Annotated in this window: 14 protein-coding genes; 12 read left to right on the top strand and 2 right to left on the bottom strand. The window is 68.2% G+C overall.

Going from position 1 to position 15,352, the window contains the following annotated elements; translation table 11 throughout:
* The first annotated feature begins 93 nt into the window (after window positions 1–93).
* The 5 genes from ACT3UN_RS14475 (at window position 94) to ACT3UN_RS14455 (ending at window position 2,973) form a co-directional block, all read left to right on the top strand.
* Window positions 94–828, top strand: a complete 735-nt coding sequence (locus tag ACT3UN_RS14475; protein WP_444657396.1) for an exonuclease domain-containing protein — start codon at window positions 94–96, stop codon at window positions 826–828.
* Window positions 829–1,241: 413 nt separating this feature from the next.
* Window positions 1,242–1,625: a hypothetical protein gene (locus ACT3UN_RS14470; RefSeq protein WP_444657395.1), complete on the top strand. Its 384-nt coding sequence runs from the start codon at window positions 1,242–1,244 to the stop codon at window positions 1,623–1,625.
* Between the two features lie 80 nt (window positions 1,626–1,705).
* On the top strand, window positions 1,706–1,894 hold the full coding sequence (locus ACT3UN_RS14465; RefSeq protein ID WP_444657394.1) for a hypothetical protein: 189 nt from the start codon (window positions 1,706–1,708) through the stop codon (window positions 1,892–1,894).
* Window positions 1,895–1,920: 26 nt separating this feature from the next.
* Window positions 1,921–2,208, top strand: a complete 288-nt coding sequence (locus tag ACT3UN_RS14460) for a hypothetical protein (protein WP_444657393.1) — start codon at window positions 1,921–1,923, stop codon at window positions 2,206–2,208.
* Between the two features lie 180 nt (window positions 2,209–2,388).
* A complete protein-coding gene (locus tag ACT3UN_RS14455; RefSeq protein WP_444657392.1) occupies window positions 2,389–2,973 on the top strand; it encodes an RNase H family protein in 585 nt (194 codons plus the stop codon).
* Between the two features lie 57 nt (window positions 2,974–3,030).
* Here the strand turns inward: ACT3UN_RS14455 and ACT3UN_RS14450 are convergent, their stop codons facing one another.
* Window positions 3,031–4,848 (bottom strand): DEAD/DEAH box helicase, encoded by a 1,818-nt coding sequence (locus ACT3UN_RS14450; protein WP_444657391.1) that lies wholly within the window; start codon window positions 4,846–4,848, stop codon window positions 3,031–3,033.
* 99 nt (window positions 4,849–4,947) lie between these two features.
* Here ACT3UN_RS14450 and ACT3UN_RS14445 point away from each other — a divergent pair, with 99 nt between their 5' ends.
* Window positions 4,948–6,642 (top strand): hypothetical protein, encoded by a 1,695-nt coding sequence (locus ACT3UN_RS14445; RefSeq protein WP_444657390.1) that lies wholly within the window; start codon window positions 4,948–4,950, stop codon window positions 6,640–6,642.
* A 265-nt stretch (window positions 6,643–6,907) separates the two neighbouring features.
* Here ACT3UN_RS14445 and ACT3UN_RS14440 read toward each other — a convergent pair whose 3' ends face one another.
* Window positions 6,908–7,639: a hypothetical protein gene (locus tag ACT3UN_RS14440; RefSeq protein WP_444657389.1), complete on the bottom strand. Its 732-nt coding sequence runs from the start codon at window positions 7,637–7,639 to the stop codon at window positions 6,908–6,910.
* Between the two features lie 212 nt (window positions 7,640–7,851).
* Between ACT3UN_RS14440 and ACT3UN_RS14435 the strand changes: the two genes are divergently transcribed.
* From ACT3UN_RS14435 to ACT3UN_RS14410, 6 genes are all read left to right on the top strand, one after another.
* On the top strand, window positions 7,852–9,771 hold the full coding sequence (locus ACT3UN_RS14435; protein ID WP_444657388.1) for a hypothetical protein: 1,920 nt from the start codon (window positions 7,852–7,854) through the stop codon (window positions 9,769–9,771).
* Window positions 9,772–10,056: 285 nt separating this feature from the next.
* A complete protein-coding gene (locus ACT3UN_RS14430) occupies window positions 10,057–10,863 on the top strand; it encodes a hypothetical protein (protein WP_444657387.1) in 807 nt (268 codons plus the stop codon).
* Window positions 10,864–10,988: 125 nt separating this feature from the next.
* The gene (locus ACT3UN_RS14425) at window positions 10,989–12,272 is read left to right on the top strand and encodes a PPE domain-containing protein (RefSeq protein WP_444657386.1); all 1,284 of its coding nucleotides are present in this window, start codon (window positions 10,989–10,991) and stop codon (window positions 12,270–12,272) included.
* 106 nt (window positions 12,273–12,378) lie between these two features.
* Complete coding sequence (locus ACT3UN_RS14420) at window positions 12,379–12,996, top strand: hypothetical protein (protein ID WP_444657385.1); 618 nt, start codon at window positions 12,379–12,381, stop codon at window positions 12,994–12,996.
* A gap of 94 nt (window positions 12,997–13,090) precedes the next feature.
* Entirely contained in the window at window positions 13,091–14,005 is a 915-nt protein-coding gene (locus tag ACT3UN_RS14415; RefSeq protein WP_444657384.1) for a hypothetical protein, read from the top strand.
* Window positions 14,006–14,272: 267 nt separating this feature from the next.
* Window positions 14,273–15,199: a hypothetical protein gene (locus ACT3UN_RS14410; protein WP_444657383.1), complete on the top strand. Its 927-nt coding sequence runs from the start codon at window positions 14,273–14,275 to the stop codon at window positions 15,197–15,199.
* The last annotated feature ends 153 nt before the right edge of the window (window positions 15,200–15,352 follow it).

Below are 15,352 nucleotides of genomic sequence, written 5' to 3'. Positions count from 1 at the left end.
CCGCAGGGTACGCGACAGGCCGGCAATCGCCCGAGTTGGTCACTAGCGCTGATAGAATCGACTGGCAAACGCCACAGCCTGCAAGGAGTCCGCATGACCGACCTTTTCCCTCAGCTCTGCTCGTTCGACCTGGAGACCACCGGACCCGACCCGAACGTCGACCACATCGTCACCGCCTCCGCTCTGCTGATGTCGCGTGACGGCACGATCGAGTCCCGTGACTTCCTGGCCGACCCGGGCATCGAGATCTCCGAAGGCGCCCAGGGCGTGCACGGGATCAGCAACGAGTACGCCCGCGCGCACGGACGGCCCCACGACGATGTCCTCGCTGATGTCATTGGCCTGTTGAACTGGGCCTGGGGACACGGCATCCCCGTCGTCGCCTTCAACGCCTCGTTCGACCTGTCCCTGCTCAAAACCCGCGACCCCCACTTCCAGATCGGTGGGCTGGTTCTCGACCCCCACGTCATCGACAAGTTCGTCGACAAGTACCGGCGGGGAAGCCGCAAGCTGGTCGCCACCGCAGCCCACTACAAAGTGTCGCTGACCGAGGACGAGGCGCACGGCTCAGGTGCCGACGCCCGCGCCGGCGGCGAGATCATCTGGAAGCAGTTCACTCGCGGCGGGCCGCACAACGTGCTGGGCGACAGCCGCGTCGCCGCAGCTCTGTCGGATCCCCAGGACCTGATGAAGCTGCAGGCCGACCAGCGACGCGAGACCCAGGCGGGCCTGGCGCAGTACCTGCTGCGCTCCGGCAAGATCGACTCCGTTGACGAGGTTGACGGCGGCTGGCCGCTGCAGGACTCCACGCTCGCCGCTCTCGACTGAGCCCACCGCCCTCCACCGAAAGGATCCACCATGACCGATCCCCCCCCCCCAGCACACGGCATTCACCGGAACCCTGTACCTCCCGGACGGTACGCCGGCCGATCCGCAGCCCTACTCCGCCGCCCAGCTAGCAGGGCAGCATCCCACCGCGCGGCGAAGTCCGGGGCGGACGTCCGATGGAACGCGCTCCCCTGCCAGGTCACACCGAGTTCGGTCAGTACCCTGGCGTACAGATGAACTGCGGTGATGTCGGCAATCAGCCGGTCCTATCTCGTGTCCCACCGCAGTCTTCCCACGCACCCGCGTGGGCGGTTTCGCCGAACTGAAACCCGTCACGTCCCCCTCTGATGAACATTTCCCTTCGCCGGTAGATCGGGCCGAGATCGGCAACCGCCTGCTAGTACACTGTGTCCATGTTTACGCCGCCGCAGTCATCCGCCCTCGACGCCGCCGACGGCAGCCAACTCGACCCATTCTCCTTCGGCTTCGTCGGCGCCCACGGCAACCTCTCCTGGTCCCAGGCTGAGCAGCCGCCGCAGGACGCCGCCCTGGTCTGTGGGGGCTATCTTTTCGCCGATCCGGCCGCGCGATTCCGGGTCATGGCGGCCTTACACCGGGCTCCTTCCCAGGTGGGACTGCCCGGTGACTATGTCTACCGCTTCACCGATGACCGTGCCGCACCTGCTGACCTCGCCGCAGCGATGCTGGTGTCCGGCGACGGCTCCGGTGATCTCACCGCCGATGGCTGGTCGGTGCTGCATTCCAGCCCCGGGCTGCGGGCGCGTCAGGTCCGGTAGATCCTGGAGACACATCGGCTACCAACCAGCTCGGGTAGTATTCACTGTGAACCCGCCACAGCCTGATTGGAGCCGATCTTGTGAGCCAAGCCACAGCCACTCCCGAACTCACCTACGCCGCCCGCGTCGCAGCGCGCGTCCACGGTGGGGACCTCACGGAAGACCAAGCCACCGGCGTCGTCGACGCGGTGCTGCGCACCCTGCGCCGCGAGGAGGACCCCTCCGAGGGGACCAAGACCACCAGCACCGCCGAGGGGGATCAGCGATGACCACCCTGAGCATTACAGTGCGTCGCGTGTCCCCGCGTGACGGGCGGCGCAGGATCCTGGCCGCCGGCCAGATCGGTGGGGCCACCCGCACCATCATCACCACCTCGCGAGTCCGGGTGTTCGCCCACCTCGTCGACTGGGCCCGCCAGCACACCTCCGACGGGTTGTCAGTGTCTGTGCACCCACACCTTCCGGGTGGCTCTCTGCTGGCCGCCGATGACTACCTGCCACGGTTCCTGAATGGTGCTGAGCGCATGACCTTGTCCGACGACCCCCACCCCGGCACCGGTGCGCTGGTCGAAGCACTTCACTAGCGCGGTGTCGCGCCCGATCTACGGCTGGTGGAGCCGGACACCTCGCCAGTACCCCGCCGGCCCCACCTGTGGCCCCAGGCAACGCCGCGGCACCTCACCCTCGCCTCCACGGCTGGGTGGTCGGGGATCGACACAGCGTGGTTGCAGAAATGGTGCGCGTACACGGATCAGGCCCATCTGATGGTCTCCGGCTCCGAGGCGCTGCACGCGCCAGTCCGCGCACGCTCGCTGACCGTGTTCACAGACGCATCAGTGGAGGTGAACCCGTCGCGACCGGCGGTGTCCTCCGCGTCCATCGTGGTCCCGGAGTTGGGTCTGTGCGTCGCTTTCGTCCTGCCACGCTCTGTACGTGGCGGTCGCAATCCGGATGCCGCCGAGGCTGCTGCGATGTGTGCCGCAGTGGACCTTCTCGGCTGCCTCGGCGTGCCCCTGCTGGTGCTCACCGACTCGCGCGCCGCCGGTCGATGGTGGGCCGGGCGCAAGGTCAGCGGGTGGGATAGCCTGCCCGTCGAGCTAGTGCGCCGCCGCGTCAGCCTGCACCGGCGTCACCGGGCCCAGGTGAGCCCTGGGGGGGTTCGCGGCCACAACGGTACAGCCGGAAACGAACTGGCGGACGCTGCGGCCAAGCCGGTGATGCGGGTGACCCGCGACCAGGATCCTGCGCCGAAGGCGCACGCCCGACTGCAGGGATTGGCCGCTTCGGTCACCGCCGCGTGCAGCGGCGGGCCGAACGGCACCCGCTCGTTGCAGATGCCGGCCGCCTGAAACCCTCGGCGAAAACCCGCTGGGGGCCACAGGTTGTCGGCCCCACAGCGGGGATTCTCACGCGGCGACCTGCTGCGTGAGCCACCGCAGCCGCGACTGGACCGCCGCGTCCAGCTTCGCCCCACTGATCATGTCGGACACCTTGGCCTTGTTCATCGCCGGGGTGACCAGCAGGCCCAACGAGCGGGCCATGTCCATCTGCGCCGCACTCGGCGCGGCACCGCGGCGGCGCCAGCTTGCCCTCTTCTTCACGGCGACCTCGGTGGCTTCGGCGATCGTGCCGGCTCCGACCAACGCCTCGGCGAAGGTGCACCGCACCGGGACTCCGTCCGCGGTACGCAGGACCTCCAGCAGACCCCGGGAAGTGACGTGCCACACGGTGACCACCTCGGCGTGCTCGGCGGCCGGGGGCCACAGGAAGAAGCACTCGCCACGCTTCTCGTGGTGACCGGGCAGGAACGTCAGCCCGCCCGGGGAGGTGGTGACCACCACCGACGGCATGTCGGTGAGGAACAGGTCGACCTCCTCCAGGTCGATCGGGCCCTCGCGCTCCGGCGACGGGTCGAACGGCATCCCGGCTCCGGTGTCACCGGGCTCGCTGATGACTTCCCCCTCGGTGTCCACGACGGTGACCTCGGCCTCGTCGTAGAGCTGGGTCAGGGTGGCGAGCTTCTTGTCGCGCAGCATCCCGGTCAGGTCCATCACCAGCGCGTCGGACTTCTCCTCGCCGCTGTCCGGGTCGGTGTACAGGCGAACCCCGCGGCCTACGATCTGCGAGAAGAGGACGTCTGACCGGGTGGGACGCGCCAGGATGACGCAGTCGCAGCGTGGGAAGTCGGCTCCCTCAGTGAGCACCTGCACGGTGACCATCGCCCGGATCTCGCCACTGCGGAACTGGCTGTAGATTTCCTGGCGTTCGGAGCGCTTGTGGTTCCCGCTCACCGCCCGTGTCGGGTAGCCGCGGGCGGTGAGTTCGGCGGCGAGTTCCTCGCCCTGCTCAACGGACACGGCGAAGATGATGGGTACGCGGTCTGCCGCGTGCCGGATCACCGAATCGACGGTGGTGGGGATCGAGGCGCGCATGACCTCGTCGAGTTCGGATTGTTTGAAGTCTCCGCCGACGGACTTGATCCGCGACAGGATGTTCAGCTCCTCGGTGACCACGGTCAGTCCGGTCGGAGGCACCAGGAAGCCGTTGTCGATCGCCCATTTCAGGTCGCGCTCGAAGGCGATGGTCTCCCACACTGCGCCCAGTTTTCCGCCATCGCCGCGGGTCATCGTGGCGGTGAAGCCGCACGCCAGGGGCCCGCCCTGGCGAGTCCCGGTGCGTACGACGTCGTCGGCGGTCAGTGCTCGCATGCGTGCGGCACTCATGTCCGGGTCGACGTCGAGACCGAAGTTGGCGAGCACCTGCAGGTAGGTACGCGCCAGGATGTGGTGGCACTCGTCGACCAGGATCAGGTCACGTTCCCCGAGCGCCTCGCGTTTGCGCCGCGACCGGGACAGGGTCTGGAAACTCGCGCACACGATGGCGGTGCCCGGGTCGAAGTCGGTCCCCATGACGATTCCGGGGGTCTCGCCACCGGGGTCGAGTTCATCAACGGTTTCGGAGATGGCGTCGAGCAATTCGCGGCGGTGGGCCAGGATTACCACCCGGTTTCCTCGCTCGCGGGCGTCCACGGCCAGCTTCGACATGATCGTCGACTTACCCGAGCCCGTGGGCGCGATCACTGAGGTGCGCTGGATGCCGTCGTCCCACTCCGCCTCGACGGCGGCGACGGCCTCGACCTGGTAGCCGCGCAACTGGCGAGGCGGGGACAGGTTGCCGGGCGCGGCGTCGGTGGGCGGGTCGTCTGTGGCGGGGGAAGTGGGCATGGGAAGTGGTGAACTCCGGGAGGATCGTGAGGCGGATGCGGTACAGATGTATGATAAAACACTACCACTAACCACATTGAACAGTAGAAGGACTTCCCCATGCTAGGACTCCATCGCCTCAGCGCTCTTTTCGGTGCCGCCCCGCTCCAGGACCCCGACCCCGCACCCGTCGACCCACAGGACATCGTCGCCTACTTTCGCCAGCTCACCGTCCCCGTAGAGAAGTCTGGCGGGGGTCTGAAGCTGCTGTTTTGCCACCCCGGCACCGATGAGCCGTGGGATCTGCGGTCCAAGAAGCAGGTCACCGACGCCGAGGAGGTATGGGAGGAGTTGCCACAGGACCAGCGCCCCGGTTCTAGGGCGTCCCTGGCTGCTGAAGGCATGGCGACCGACACCTCGGTCACGCTGTCGGCGTGGCTGAAGCGCGCGCTGAAGACCGCCGGTGTCGCCGAGGACCTGAAGTGTGGTGCCGTCGACGGCGTCCCCAACCTCGCATGCAACATCGGGGCATCGCGCGTGGTGGTCGTCGACGCCGAGACGCCCGCAGCGATCACCGAGTTCAAGACGTGGGCCGCGCGGCTCTCCGGCGACGCGATGTGGCGCGACCCGTTTCAGGCGATGACCGTGGCCACGCCCAGCGGCGGCGGGCAGTTCTGGTTCACCCTGCCCGGCGACGGTAGCCGCCCGGACGATCCGGTGATCACCATGGCCAACAACCCGGGGCACATGCGCATCACCGGGGAGACGGCCAGCTTCACCCTCCTGCTCCATTCGACCTGCGTGGCGCTGCCTGGCTCGCAGACCGACGCCGGCGTTTGGCGCATGATCGGCGAGGCCATGGACGCCCCGCAGTGGCTGACCCAGTTCATCACCGCTCAGTCGGCGTCCCGGATCGCTGGGACCCAGGACCGCTACACGCGGCTGGCACGCTTCGGCGAGGCTCCGGTGGCCTGGAGCAATGCAACGTCATGGGACCAGGTGCTCGGCCCGTCCGGGTGGCACCGTGACGGCACCGACCGGTGCGAGTGCCCGGTGTTCACCAACGCCGAGGCCACCCACCGGATCACTACCCACGAGCACGGGTGCCCGGTGGAGCCGTCGGGCGCGCAGGCCGACTCCGGCGCCCGGTTCTGGCAGGCGCCGCCCGACGGGTCGGCACCGGCGGTGCTGATGGACAAACTCGGGCGTGACACCCTGGACCGGCTGGAGATGGCCGCGGCGCTGTACTGCGGTGCCGATCTCCACGCAGCGGTGAACGCGGCATGGACCAACCCGGCAACGTTGACCGGCGGGGTTACCGCTCCCCCGCCCGCCGCAGCCGAGGCCGACGCGGAACGTCCGGCAGATCAGCCGAGGGATCAGGCCGCGACGCAGGAAGTGGAGCGCCCCGCGGAGCAGGCTGCGGCACAGCAGCCCGCACAGCCTTCGGCACAGGGGACGGCCCCGGACGAGCCGACCGCCGAACCGGAGCCGCAGCGGGCCGTGTCGTGGGCACCGGCAGGCACGGTGACCACAATCAGTGATCCGGACGCGCTGGCCACCCTCGACGTCGAGATGGTGTCCGCGGGGCCGGGCACCGGCCACCCTCTGGACGCGCAGTCGGACACCTGGAACGCCCTCGCCCAGACCGCCGCCGGTGACGGGGTCGACATGATCGTCGTCCCGCGCTTCGACGATCTCGCTGCGTCGCTGGGGATTGACCCGGCGGAAGCAGCCGAGTGGATCCTGGGCAACCTCACGGCCCTGTCCTCCGGGGTGAATGTGGCCGTCACCGTCGTGCGCGCCGCGGGGTGACTCTGACACGAGGCGGGATGTGCGCGACCGGCTCCCACACGAAAGGAACCGGCCCCGAGGTGCAAACCCTCGGCGCCGGTGACCTGTAACGGCGGGTACTGTCCCGCTCCACACCCATAGCGTACGCCGACGCTGGGGAGGAAAACTACCTGATAGCCGATGCTTGCTGAGACAAGCCCCAGTTGATGCTGGTGGAAGTCGCCCCGGACGCAGCCTGGAAGGCTGTGCACCGGGGCTCGCGTTCGTCTGCCGGTGGCGCCGGCGCCTAGTCCGGGTAGCGTCGCAGCGTTCCCCGGTAGCGCAGCAGCGTGCTGGTGAACCAGCACAGCACCAGTGCGACTACCAGCATCGCGACGTAGGTGGCTAGCACTGCGTGACCGCCGGGGGTCACCCACCACACGGTGGGTGCGATCATCAGCACCACCGCGCAGGCTGCGCGGTATCCGGGCTCGCGCGCCACGGCGGTGAGGGAGAACCCCACCCCGTCACTCGGGATCCGGGTGGCCCCGGCCAGCGCCGGAAGCATCCACGGCAGGAACACCGCCGTCTGCGCCGACACCCACCACAGCGCCACGGACGGCCCCCACAGCGTCCAGGTGCACCAGCCGGCCCCGGCGCCGGGGACGCCGACCACCACCAGGGTGACCAGCGTGGCGTAAAGACTCGACGGGAAGTGGGTCAGGCAGTAGCGCCAGTCAGCCCCGACGCCGCGGGCCGCCGCACGGGTGAACGCCCCCAGGGCGGTGACCCAGCACAGTGCCATGACCACCAAGCAGGGGGCGACCAGCATCAGGTCGCCGGTCGGTGCGCCATTCTCGGCGTCCGGCCACACCGCGGCCGCCGCCAGTCCGCCGAACACACCGAGCACCCCGGTCACCAGAACCGACCACCCCAGTGACGCTCGGGCCCATCGGGCGTGGGAGACAGGGGGCACCAGGGCGACGGCGAACTCGACTGGGGAGTGGTGCTGGATGGGCCGGGTGGCTGCGCGGACCATAGGTGTGAAACTCCTCGAAACTAGGGGGACGTGACGGTTCATCCCGGTCTGTTAGTGGTGCAACTTCATCATTTGCGTGTACGTCAGTGTATCCGTTTGTCGCCCAGGCGACGTCCGCCCCATGTACTAGAGTGGTACCTCTACACCTCGAATGTGTAAATTAACGCCTTTGCCGTTGATTACCCCACTTCCCCAACTGAAAGGCCGCCACAGTGACCAGCGACAACCCCTGCTTCGCAGACGGGGTGGACTTCCACCCGGCCCCCGCCACCGGGCAGACCACCGGGTTCGGCGCGCTCTCCGCCGCCGGCGCCAACACACCGAGTCCTGGCCAGCCCTCACCGGCTGCGGACCAGCCCCCGGCCCCGGCCCCGGCCCCGGCCCCGGCCCCGTCGGCGACGGTGTCCGGCTTCGGCCAGCCCTCACCAGCCGCGGGACAGCCGCCCGCTGTGACTGGCATGGGCAGGCCCGGGCAGACGGGCGCGTCCACCCCGGCACCGGCAGTGTCTGGCTTAGGCCAGCCCGACCAGTCGCCGGCCGCGAGCACCCCGCCGCAGGCCTCGACTGTGCCCGGCTTTGGCATGCCCTCCGCTCCCGACCTCGGGCAGCCCCCCACCACCACCACCACCACCGGTTTCGGCACCCCCTTGGCCTCTGGCGCGGTGCCAGGTATCGACCAGGCCGCAGTCGCAGCCGCCGCCGGGCCGCAGACCGACCAGGACGGCCAGGACGCGCAGGCCGATCTCGACACCTACAGCATCGGCAAGAAGATCGCCCCGCGCGCAGATCTCGATCCCGCCTACTGGGTCGCCGTTCCCGAGCGCGAGCCAGTCACGTTGCCGTCGGGAAAGATCTCGACGAAAACCCCCGGCAAGCCCAAGTACCCGCTGCCTGGACCCATCCGCGACTTCGAACCTGAGCGAGACCACTTCGGCCGCTACAAGATGCCCAACCCGAACACCGGCGAGATCAGCGGGCACACCCGCGCCACCACGATCGCCAAGGCGCTCACGGACAACACCGGAGGCAAGCGCGCCCTGGAGAACTACCGCGACCGCATGCTTATCAAGGGCCTAATTAAAGCCCCCGAGCTGCTGGAAGGATTCGACACCTCCCTGTTGGACACCGTGCGTGAGCGCGACCTGCACTCCGCGTTCGAGGCGGTGGCTGCGAACGCGTCCAACGCCGGAGGTAGTTCGGATAAAAGCGAGTTCGGCACGGCGGTCCACGCCTGGACTGAAGCGCTGGACATCGGAAAGATCAGCTTCAACGAGGTACCCGACCTGTTCGCCCCCTACGTAGCGGCGTACTCCGTGTCCCTCTCCGACGCTGGGGTCGAGGTGATCCCCCAGTATGTCGAGCGCATCGTTTACTGCCCGGCCACCGGATCCATCGGCACCGCAGACCGCCTCTTCCGGGTCAACGGTGAGCTGATGATCGGTGACATTAAGACCTCGTCCAACATCGCATACAGCTGGCCGTCCATCTCCGCGCAGCTTGCCCAGTACGCTGACGCCAGCCACATCTGGAGCGAGGACGGTACCCACTGGGAGCCGATGCCCGCGGTGAACCCACACTTTGGCGTGATCGCCCACGTACCCGCCCTACCGGAGGATCGCGATCGCTACTGCGATCTGCACATCGTCAACCTGGACGTGGGACGGCGGGCCAATGAGCTGGCGATGGCGGTGCGCGACGTGAACCGTCGGGCCGAGCAGACCATCCCGGTCCAGTGCCAGCCGTTTAACCGGACCTCGGAGCAGGCGATTCAGATCATGCGCTCCGGCCAGGTGTCTGTGACCTCGGCGGCTGTGTCCCCGAATGCACCTCAGCAGGCACCGGCGTCGGGGGCTGCCCCCAGCGCGGCGGGACTCCCAGCGGGCGGACAGCAGCCGGCCGCGTCAGAACAGCCTCCGGCACCGGCACCGGCACCTGCCGCCGAGGCGGACACCCTCACCCAGGAGGAGGTAGCCGCAGCCCTGGCGTCGATCTCGCAGTCCACCACCGTCGACGAGCTCAATGCGCTGTACCGCCCCGTGTGGGAGTCGAGCCCCGCCGGCGGGCAGTTGATGGCTGCCGCGCAGACGCGGGCTCAGGCGATCATGAACAACGCGAGCCTGCGCAGCGCGTAGCGATCGTCTCGCCGCATGTCCCGATCCCCTCTCCGCCGAAATGCCTGGTGGTGAGGGGGTCAGTCTGTTTCGGGATGCACTTTCCGGGGATCCTGCGATGCTTTACAGATTCGTGGTATCTTTGTGTCACCGCAGGCGGAGTACGAGCCCCAGCTGCGGAGATCCCCGGAGTCAGGTTCCATGCCTGGCACCTACCGCCACAAGGCGTGTGCTGGTTCTACTTCGAGACTCAATTCCAATCTCAATTCCAAATCGCACCGCCGCATTTTCAAGGAGTATTCCACCATGACCGCACCTTCCGCATTCAACGGATTCGGCGCCACGACGGCCACGGCCGACACGAACACCCAGGTCCAGAACTACCAGCCTGCTCCCGAGCAGCAGGCACCCCAGAACCCGCAGGCCAACTTCGGCGGCCAGGCCGCCACCCAGAACCCGCCGCAGGGCACTCCGCAGCTGGGAGGCTTCGGCGGCCAGGTCCAGCAGGGCAACCCCCAGGGCGGATTCGGCGGCAATCTGAACACCGCTGCCGGTCAGTCCCACCCCGCCGCAGGCGGCCAGGATCAGGGCCAGGTGGTCAAGGCGCATGCCGACGCTGCCGGCTTCGACGACGCAGACACCGGTGGTCACTACATCAAGCTGAAGGATCTTGCAGATCAGAGCAACTCCAAGGCCGGCGGCGTTGTTGCCCTTCGACCGATCAGCTACGGCGAGATGATCGACACCAAGTTCGGACGGAAGGAAAAGGCTCGGTTCGACCTGGTCATCCTCACCGCAGGACCCTCCGGTGAGATGAGCCAGTACGCCGGCCAGTTCCTGGCCAACCAGAGCGATCTCGGCGGATTCGTAGTCGGCGCGGTGACCAGGGCCATCGACAGCGGCCAGAAGTGGATCCTCAGACGCCTCGAATACATCCCCACCAACAAGGGGAACCCGGGTCTCGCCCTTCAGGCCGACCTCTCCGCTGAGGAGTCCAAGGCCCTCGGCCAGCTGGTCGTCGCCCACGGCAAGGAGACCCCGGAGTTCTTCGGTCTCACCGAAGACGACATGGCGACCGTGTCCCAGATGAAGGCCCAGCTCGGCCTGGCCTAACCTGCACCCCGAAAACCCACCCACCACGGCGACCACGTCGAGGTAGGGTGGGTTTTTGCAGTGTACCGTGGAATGATGAACATGTACCAGTAACTCGCCACCATCTCCCCCAAGGAGCCACCCACATGCCGACCGAGCCATGGGCCGCCTACCCCCCGGAGATGAACGCCGCGCGGATCCTGGGAACCGGACCCGCTGCACTGTTCGTCGCCGCCGGATCATGGGCCGTCATGAGCGCGCAGACCGCCGCCGGGCAGGGGGTGTTCATGGCCCAGAACGCCAACCAGGCCGCGAACATCCACGGAGCTGTCAGCGACACCGTCAACGCCACCGCACCCCCCTTCGGCGCGTGGCTCAACGACTTCGTCGCCGAGTCCGCCCGCAACGCCGTGGAGTACGCCCAGTTCGCCCAGGCCCACATCGCGGCCCTGTCGACGATGGTCCCGCTGCCGGTGATCATCGCCAACCGGGTGGCCTCGGCTGCCGGGCACGCCGCCACCGCTGCCGGTGCGGTTAACCCTGTCGGCGTTGCCGCTGACGCGGCCTACGAGGGCTTCCGTGTTCAGAACGCCGCGGTGATGACCACCTACGACGCCGTGGCCACCGGATCGTCGACACCTCGTGTCTACGCCACCCCGCCCCCGCTGGTTACCGGCGGCTCGGCGTCCGGGGTCACCTCCGGCCAGGACGTCGTCTCCGCCGCACAGCAGGCGTTCAGCCCGGACGCCCAGGCTGCCTTCGACGGTGCGGTGTCCCAGGCCCGCTCGGCGATGGGCGACCCGGCGTCGATGGCGGGTCTGCAGAACACCGCGGCCGGTGGTGGGGCGTACGCATCGGCGCCAGCGGCGATGAGCCCGATGCTGATGCAGCAGACGGCCATGGCAATGAGCCCGGCGGCCATGGTGGCCGGTCAGATGGCCTCCCCGCAGGGCCCCGGCCAGGTGACAGCCAGCGGATTGGGCTCCGGATCGCAGGCGATGGCCCCGATGCGCAGCGTGTCCGGCGGGGGACTTCCGCTGGCGTCCTCCGGGTCCACGGCAACCTCGCCGTCAACGTCGGTGGGGTCGGCAGGGTCGGCAGCAGGGTCGGCGGGGCGGTCCATGCCGAACCTGTCCAGCCTGGCGTCGCTGTTGGGTGGGGCGGGCGTTGGATCCCCGGCGGCCGGTTCGCCAGCGGCGCCCGGGGCGGGTGCGGGAGCAGGTGCGCGTGCCTTCTCGGGTATTCCGTCGAACCTGTCGTCGGGCACATCGTCGACCGGTACCGGACACGGCCCGATGGGTGCGATGCCACACAGCCCGGGCAAGCAGGGCGACAAGCGCAGTTCGGTCATCGAGATCAAGGAGACCGCGGTGGAGGACCCGGTGGCCGACCAGATGGCCCGGGCCAAGGCGTTGGCACGGTTCCGGTAGCGATCCCGGTGGCAATGGTTGTCGGGATTGCAGATGGAGTGTGCTAGCGACCTGATAGGGTGATAGTCGATACACGCCACTTTCACCGCCTTTCAGGAGGGACCCCATGACCAGCCCCGAAACCACCACCGGACGCCACGCCGCACCTGACACGTCCCCCGCCGGCGATTCTTCCGGTGAGTACCGAGCGGCCTACCACCCGATGCTGGTGACCCAGCCGCTGTCGACGTTCTACGGCAACGTCGAGAACACGCCGCGCTACCAGAAGGCAGCCAAGCGGCTGGCCGCGGTGGTCCGCGAGTACCTCGGCGTCGATGCCCCTGTGGCACTAACCCGCCCGCTGCGGCAGATGAGCGACGCCGAGGAGACCAACACCTTCAACGCCGCCGAGCTGGGCGTGAAGTTCACCCAGGTCACCGCCTCTGAAATGCGTAGCTACCACGCCAAGCTCACCGAGGTGCTCACCGGAAAGAACCGGGTGAAGCTGCTGGACGGTCCGGACTACGACGACCTGGTCGCCGAGCCGGTCGTCGAGCTCCCCGACGCCGCGCGCCTCGAAGAGTCGATCGCCGCCGGACAGTACGTCTCGGAGCTGGGAGCGAAGCGCAAGGCCGCCGGGGGCACGCTCTACGAGCCCAAGGGGAGCAATTCGGACACTGCGTCCGACAACGCCGCCGGCGGCCTGGAAAAGTTCGACGGCATGGACGAAGACGACCTGATCTAGGACCCGCCACACGCACGCCGCACCGCCGGAAAGACCACCAGCCACATCGGCCGGTGGTCTTCTCATGTCCGCGACGACCGCTAGGGTGATCCCCATGTCCCGCCACCGCCCTGCACAGCTCCGTCGCACCCTCCCCGTGTGCACCGTCGCGGTAGCCGCGGCGGTGCTGATGGCGGCCGCCGCGTCCTGCGCGGCACCGACGCAGACGCCGCAGGCTCCCGGCAGCTCCGCAGCGGGCGAGCCGAGCGAATCGCCGGGCGGGCTGCCCGTCTACCAGAGCCCGCAGGCTGTGGAGCGCGAGGCGGCAGCCGAGGCGGGCGAACTTGCCACCCGCCCCGGAACCGGACCCGACGCCGTGGTGGAGATGCTGGCCCCCGGATCCCCGATCACGCTGCGGGCGCCCGCAGCGGCGGCAACGCCGTCCAGCACCTGCACGCTGGGCCCGGTTCTCGATGGGGAGGACGGGCAGACCTACGCACTGACCGCCGGGCACTGCACGGCCGGCGGTGAGCACACCGAGGTCACCTGGAGCAGTGGTGGTGAGGAGCAGGTGGTCGGCGACGTGGTGGACTTCGACGAGGCGAGCGGGTGGGGAGCCTGGCAGCTCGGTAGGTTCGATTTCGCACTGATCCGCCTATCGGGCGTGGCCGCCGAGCAGGTGAGCTCGGAGGTGGGCGGGATGTACCCGGTCGCCGGCACCGTGTCGCCTGGCGACGTGGACGCCGAGGCGGTGGTGTGCGCGTGGGGAATGCGCACTGGGGAGTCTTGCGGTCACCCCGCCAGCGTGGACGCCGAGGGTCGGCGGCTCACGGCAGGGGTTCCCGGCACCCTAGGAGACTCCGGCGGTCCGGTCTACGTGATCGGCGACAGCGGGGAGGGTCCCGCTGCGGGCGTACGGCTGCTGGGCATCCGGACCCAGGGGACGCGGGGGCTGTCCGGGGTGGAGGGCATCCCCGCGGTTCTCGCCGCGTCGGACACCCGGGCATCTGTGTCCACAAATTTAGGGTAAAGGTGTGCTAGCAGCTTCTTCGGCTGCTATGAGTGCTGTCCCTGGTGAACTACGTCATGATCTGGTCGAACGGGTGTGCGTAGTCGGGTAAATATGTCCGTCACCTGGGGGTTTTATGGTTGACGGATTGATAGTCATTCTGTGCTAGTTGGGAGGCATTGTCCTATAATCGCAGGATAGTGGGGGTCTTGGTGCGGGCTGTAGGTAGACTGGGCGGTGAACAGTCACAAGGTCAGCGAAACCAACCCACGAAAGGAGCCGGCCGCCATGAAGATCACCACCTCACGCACCACCCGCCGGGCCCTCGGCGTTGCTGTTTCTGCGCTGGCCCTCGCCGCCGGCCTGGTCGCCTGTTCCGACGGGGACGCGGACACCGCGGCGAGCTCCACGGCCGCGGCTCCCTCCCTCGGTGAGCAGACCCCGGCAGCGGACACCTCCGCTGCCGCGCCTGATCCGACGACGGGCGCATCCGCCGACTCCTCCGGTATCCCGGGGTTCTCCATTGCTGCGGTTGACGCTGCGGCGGACGGTAGCCTGGAGACGAAGCCGAGTGAGCGCAACGACTCCAATTACGACCTCCCCGTTGGTGCCCCCACCCCTGGCGTCACCGTGGAGTACCGCTCCAATGGCGACCTGAAGGGCTGCACGCTCGGCTTCGTCGGCCACATCGACGGCAACCTGGTGGGCGTCACGGCTGGGCACTGCAACGACCGCGCAGATACCGCGACCTCGGACTGGTACCCCAACGGCGGTGACACGAAGGAGGTGCTCGGTTCGTTCGGCGAGTACTGCTTCTCCGACAACGCCTGCGGCGACTACGGCCTGGTCGACCTCGACGATAGCCTCGGCTACGACGGGCGCATCGCCGGAAAGTATGCGATCAAGTCGGTCCTCGGCCCCGAGGATCTGACCGCAGACATGGAGCTGTGCAAATACGGTCGTGTCACAGGCGAGTCCTGCGGTCGGCTGATGGGGATCGAGGGAAACCGAGGACGGGCAGGGATGTCCCAGGACGATGGAGACTCCGGGTCCGCTGTGTACGCGAAGAACACAGATGGGACAGTTTCGTTGGTGGGCATCCTGAGCTCATCTCCCATACTCCCCGGGGGGCAGGTCGCGAAGAACGTGACCACCTTCACCTTCGCCCAGACCGCGGCCAACAACCTCGGCCTCACCAGCGTCTACGGCGGGTAGCCTCACACCATGACGAAAGCCCCCTGAGGAGCGATCCTCAGGGGGCTTTTCTGATCGGGAACCCTACGCGTCATCGTCTCCGGAAGCGCCCCGCCGGCTGGATGTTGTTCTGCTGCAGGTACGCGATAATGGACGCCTCGGGCGGCCGCCGCC

The sequence above is a fragment of the Corynebacterium sp. AOP12-C2-36 genome (assembly GCF_052379185.1).
Taxonomy (GTDB): domain Bacteria; phylum Actinomycetota; class Actinomycetes; order Mycobacteriales; family Mycobacteriaceae; genus Corynebacterium.
The sequence above is the reverse complement of the archived record's forward strand: the minus strand, read 5'-3'. Positions and strand labels throughout refer to the sequence as shown.

What these genes read in the sequence shown, in the direction of transcription:
- ACT3UN_RS14425 (WP_444657386.1), top strand. Translation starts at nt 10,989, where the DNA reads ATGCCGACCGAGCCATGGGCCGCCTACCCCCCGGAGATGAACGCCGCG.
- ACT3UN_RS14470 (WP_444657395.1), top strand. Translation starts at nt 1,242, where the DNA reads ATGTTTACGCCGCCGCAGTCATCCGCCCTCGACGCCGCCGACGGCAGC.
- ACT3UN_RS14410 (WP_444657383.1), top strand. Translation starts at nt 14,273, where the DNA reads ATGAAGATCACCACCTCACGCACCACCCGCCGGGCCCTCGGCGTTGCT.
- ACT3UN_RS14455 (WP_444657392.1), top strand. Translation starts at nt 2,389, where the DNA reads ATGGTCTCCGGCTCCGAGGCGCTGCACGCGCCAGTCCGCGCACGCTCG.
- ACT3UN_RS14440 (WP_444657389.1), bottom strand. Translation starts at nt 7,639, where the DNA reads ATGGTCCGCGCAGCCACCCGGCCCATCCAGCACCACTCCCCAGTCGAG.
- ACT3UN_RS14430 (WP_444657387.1), top strand. Translation starts at nt 10,057, where the DNA reads ATGACCGCACCTTCCGCATTCAACGGATTCGGCGCCACGACGGCCACG.
- ACT3UN_RS14415 (WP_444657384.1), top strand. Translation starts at nt 13,091, where the DNA reads ATGTCCCGCCACCGCCCTGCACAGCTCCGTCGCACCCTCCCCGTGTGC.
- ACT3UN_RS14445 (WP_444657390.1), top strand. Translation starts at nt 4,948, where the DNA reads ATGCTAGGACTCCATCGCCTCAGCGCTCTTTTCGGTGCCGCCCCGCTC.
- ACT3UN_RS14420 (WP_444657385.1), top strand. Translation starts at nt 12,379, where the DNA reads ATGACCAGCCCCGAAACCACCACCGGACGCCACGCCGCACCTGACACG.
- ACT3UN_RS14450 (WP_444657391.1), bottom strand. Translation starts at nt 4,848, where the DNA reads ATGCCCACTTCCCCCGCCACAGACGACCCGCCCACCGACGCCGCGCCC.
- ACT3UN_RS14475 (WP_444657396.1), top strand. Translation starts at nt 94, where the DNA reads ATGACCGACCTTTTCCCTCAGCTCTGCTCGTTCGACCTGGAGACCACC.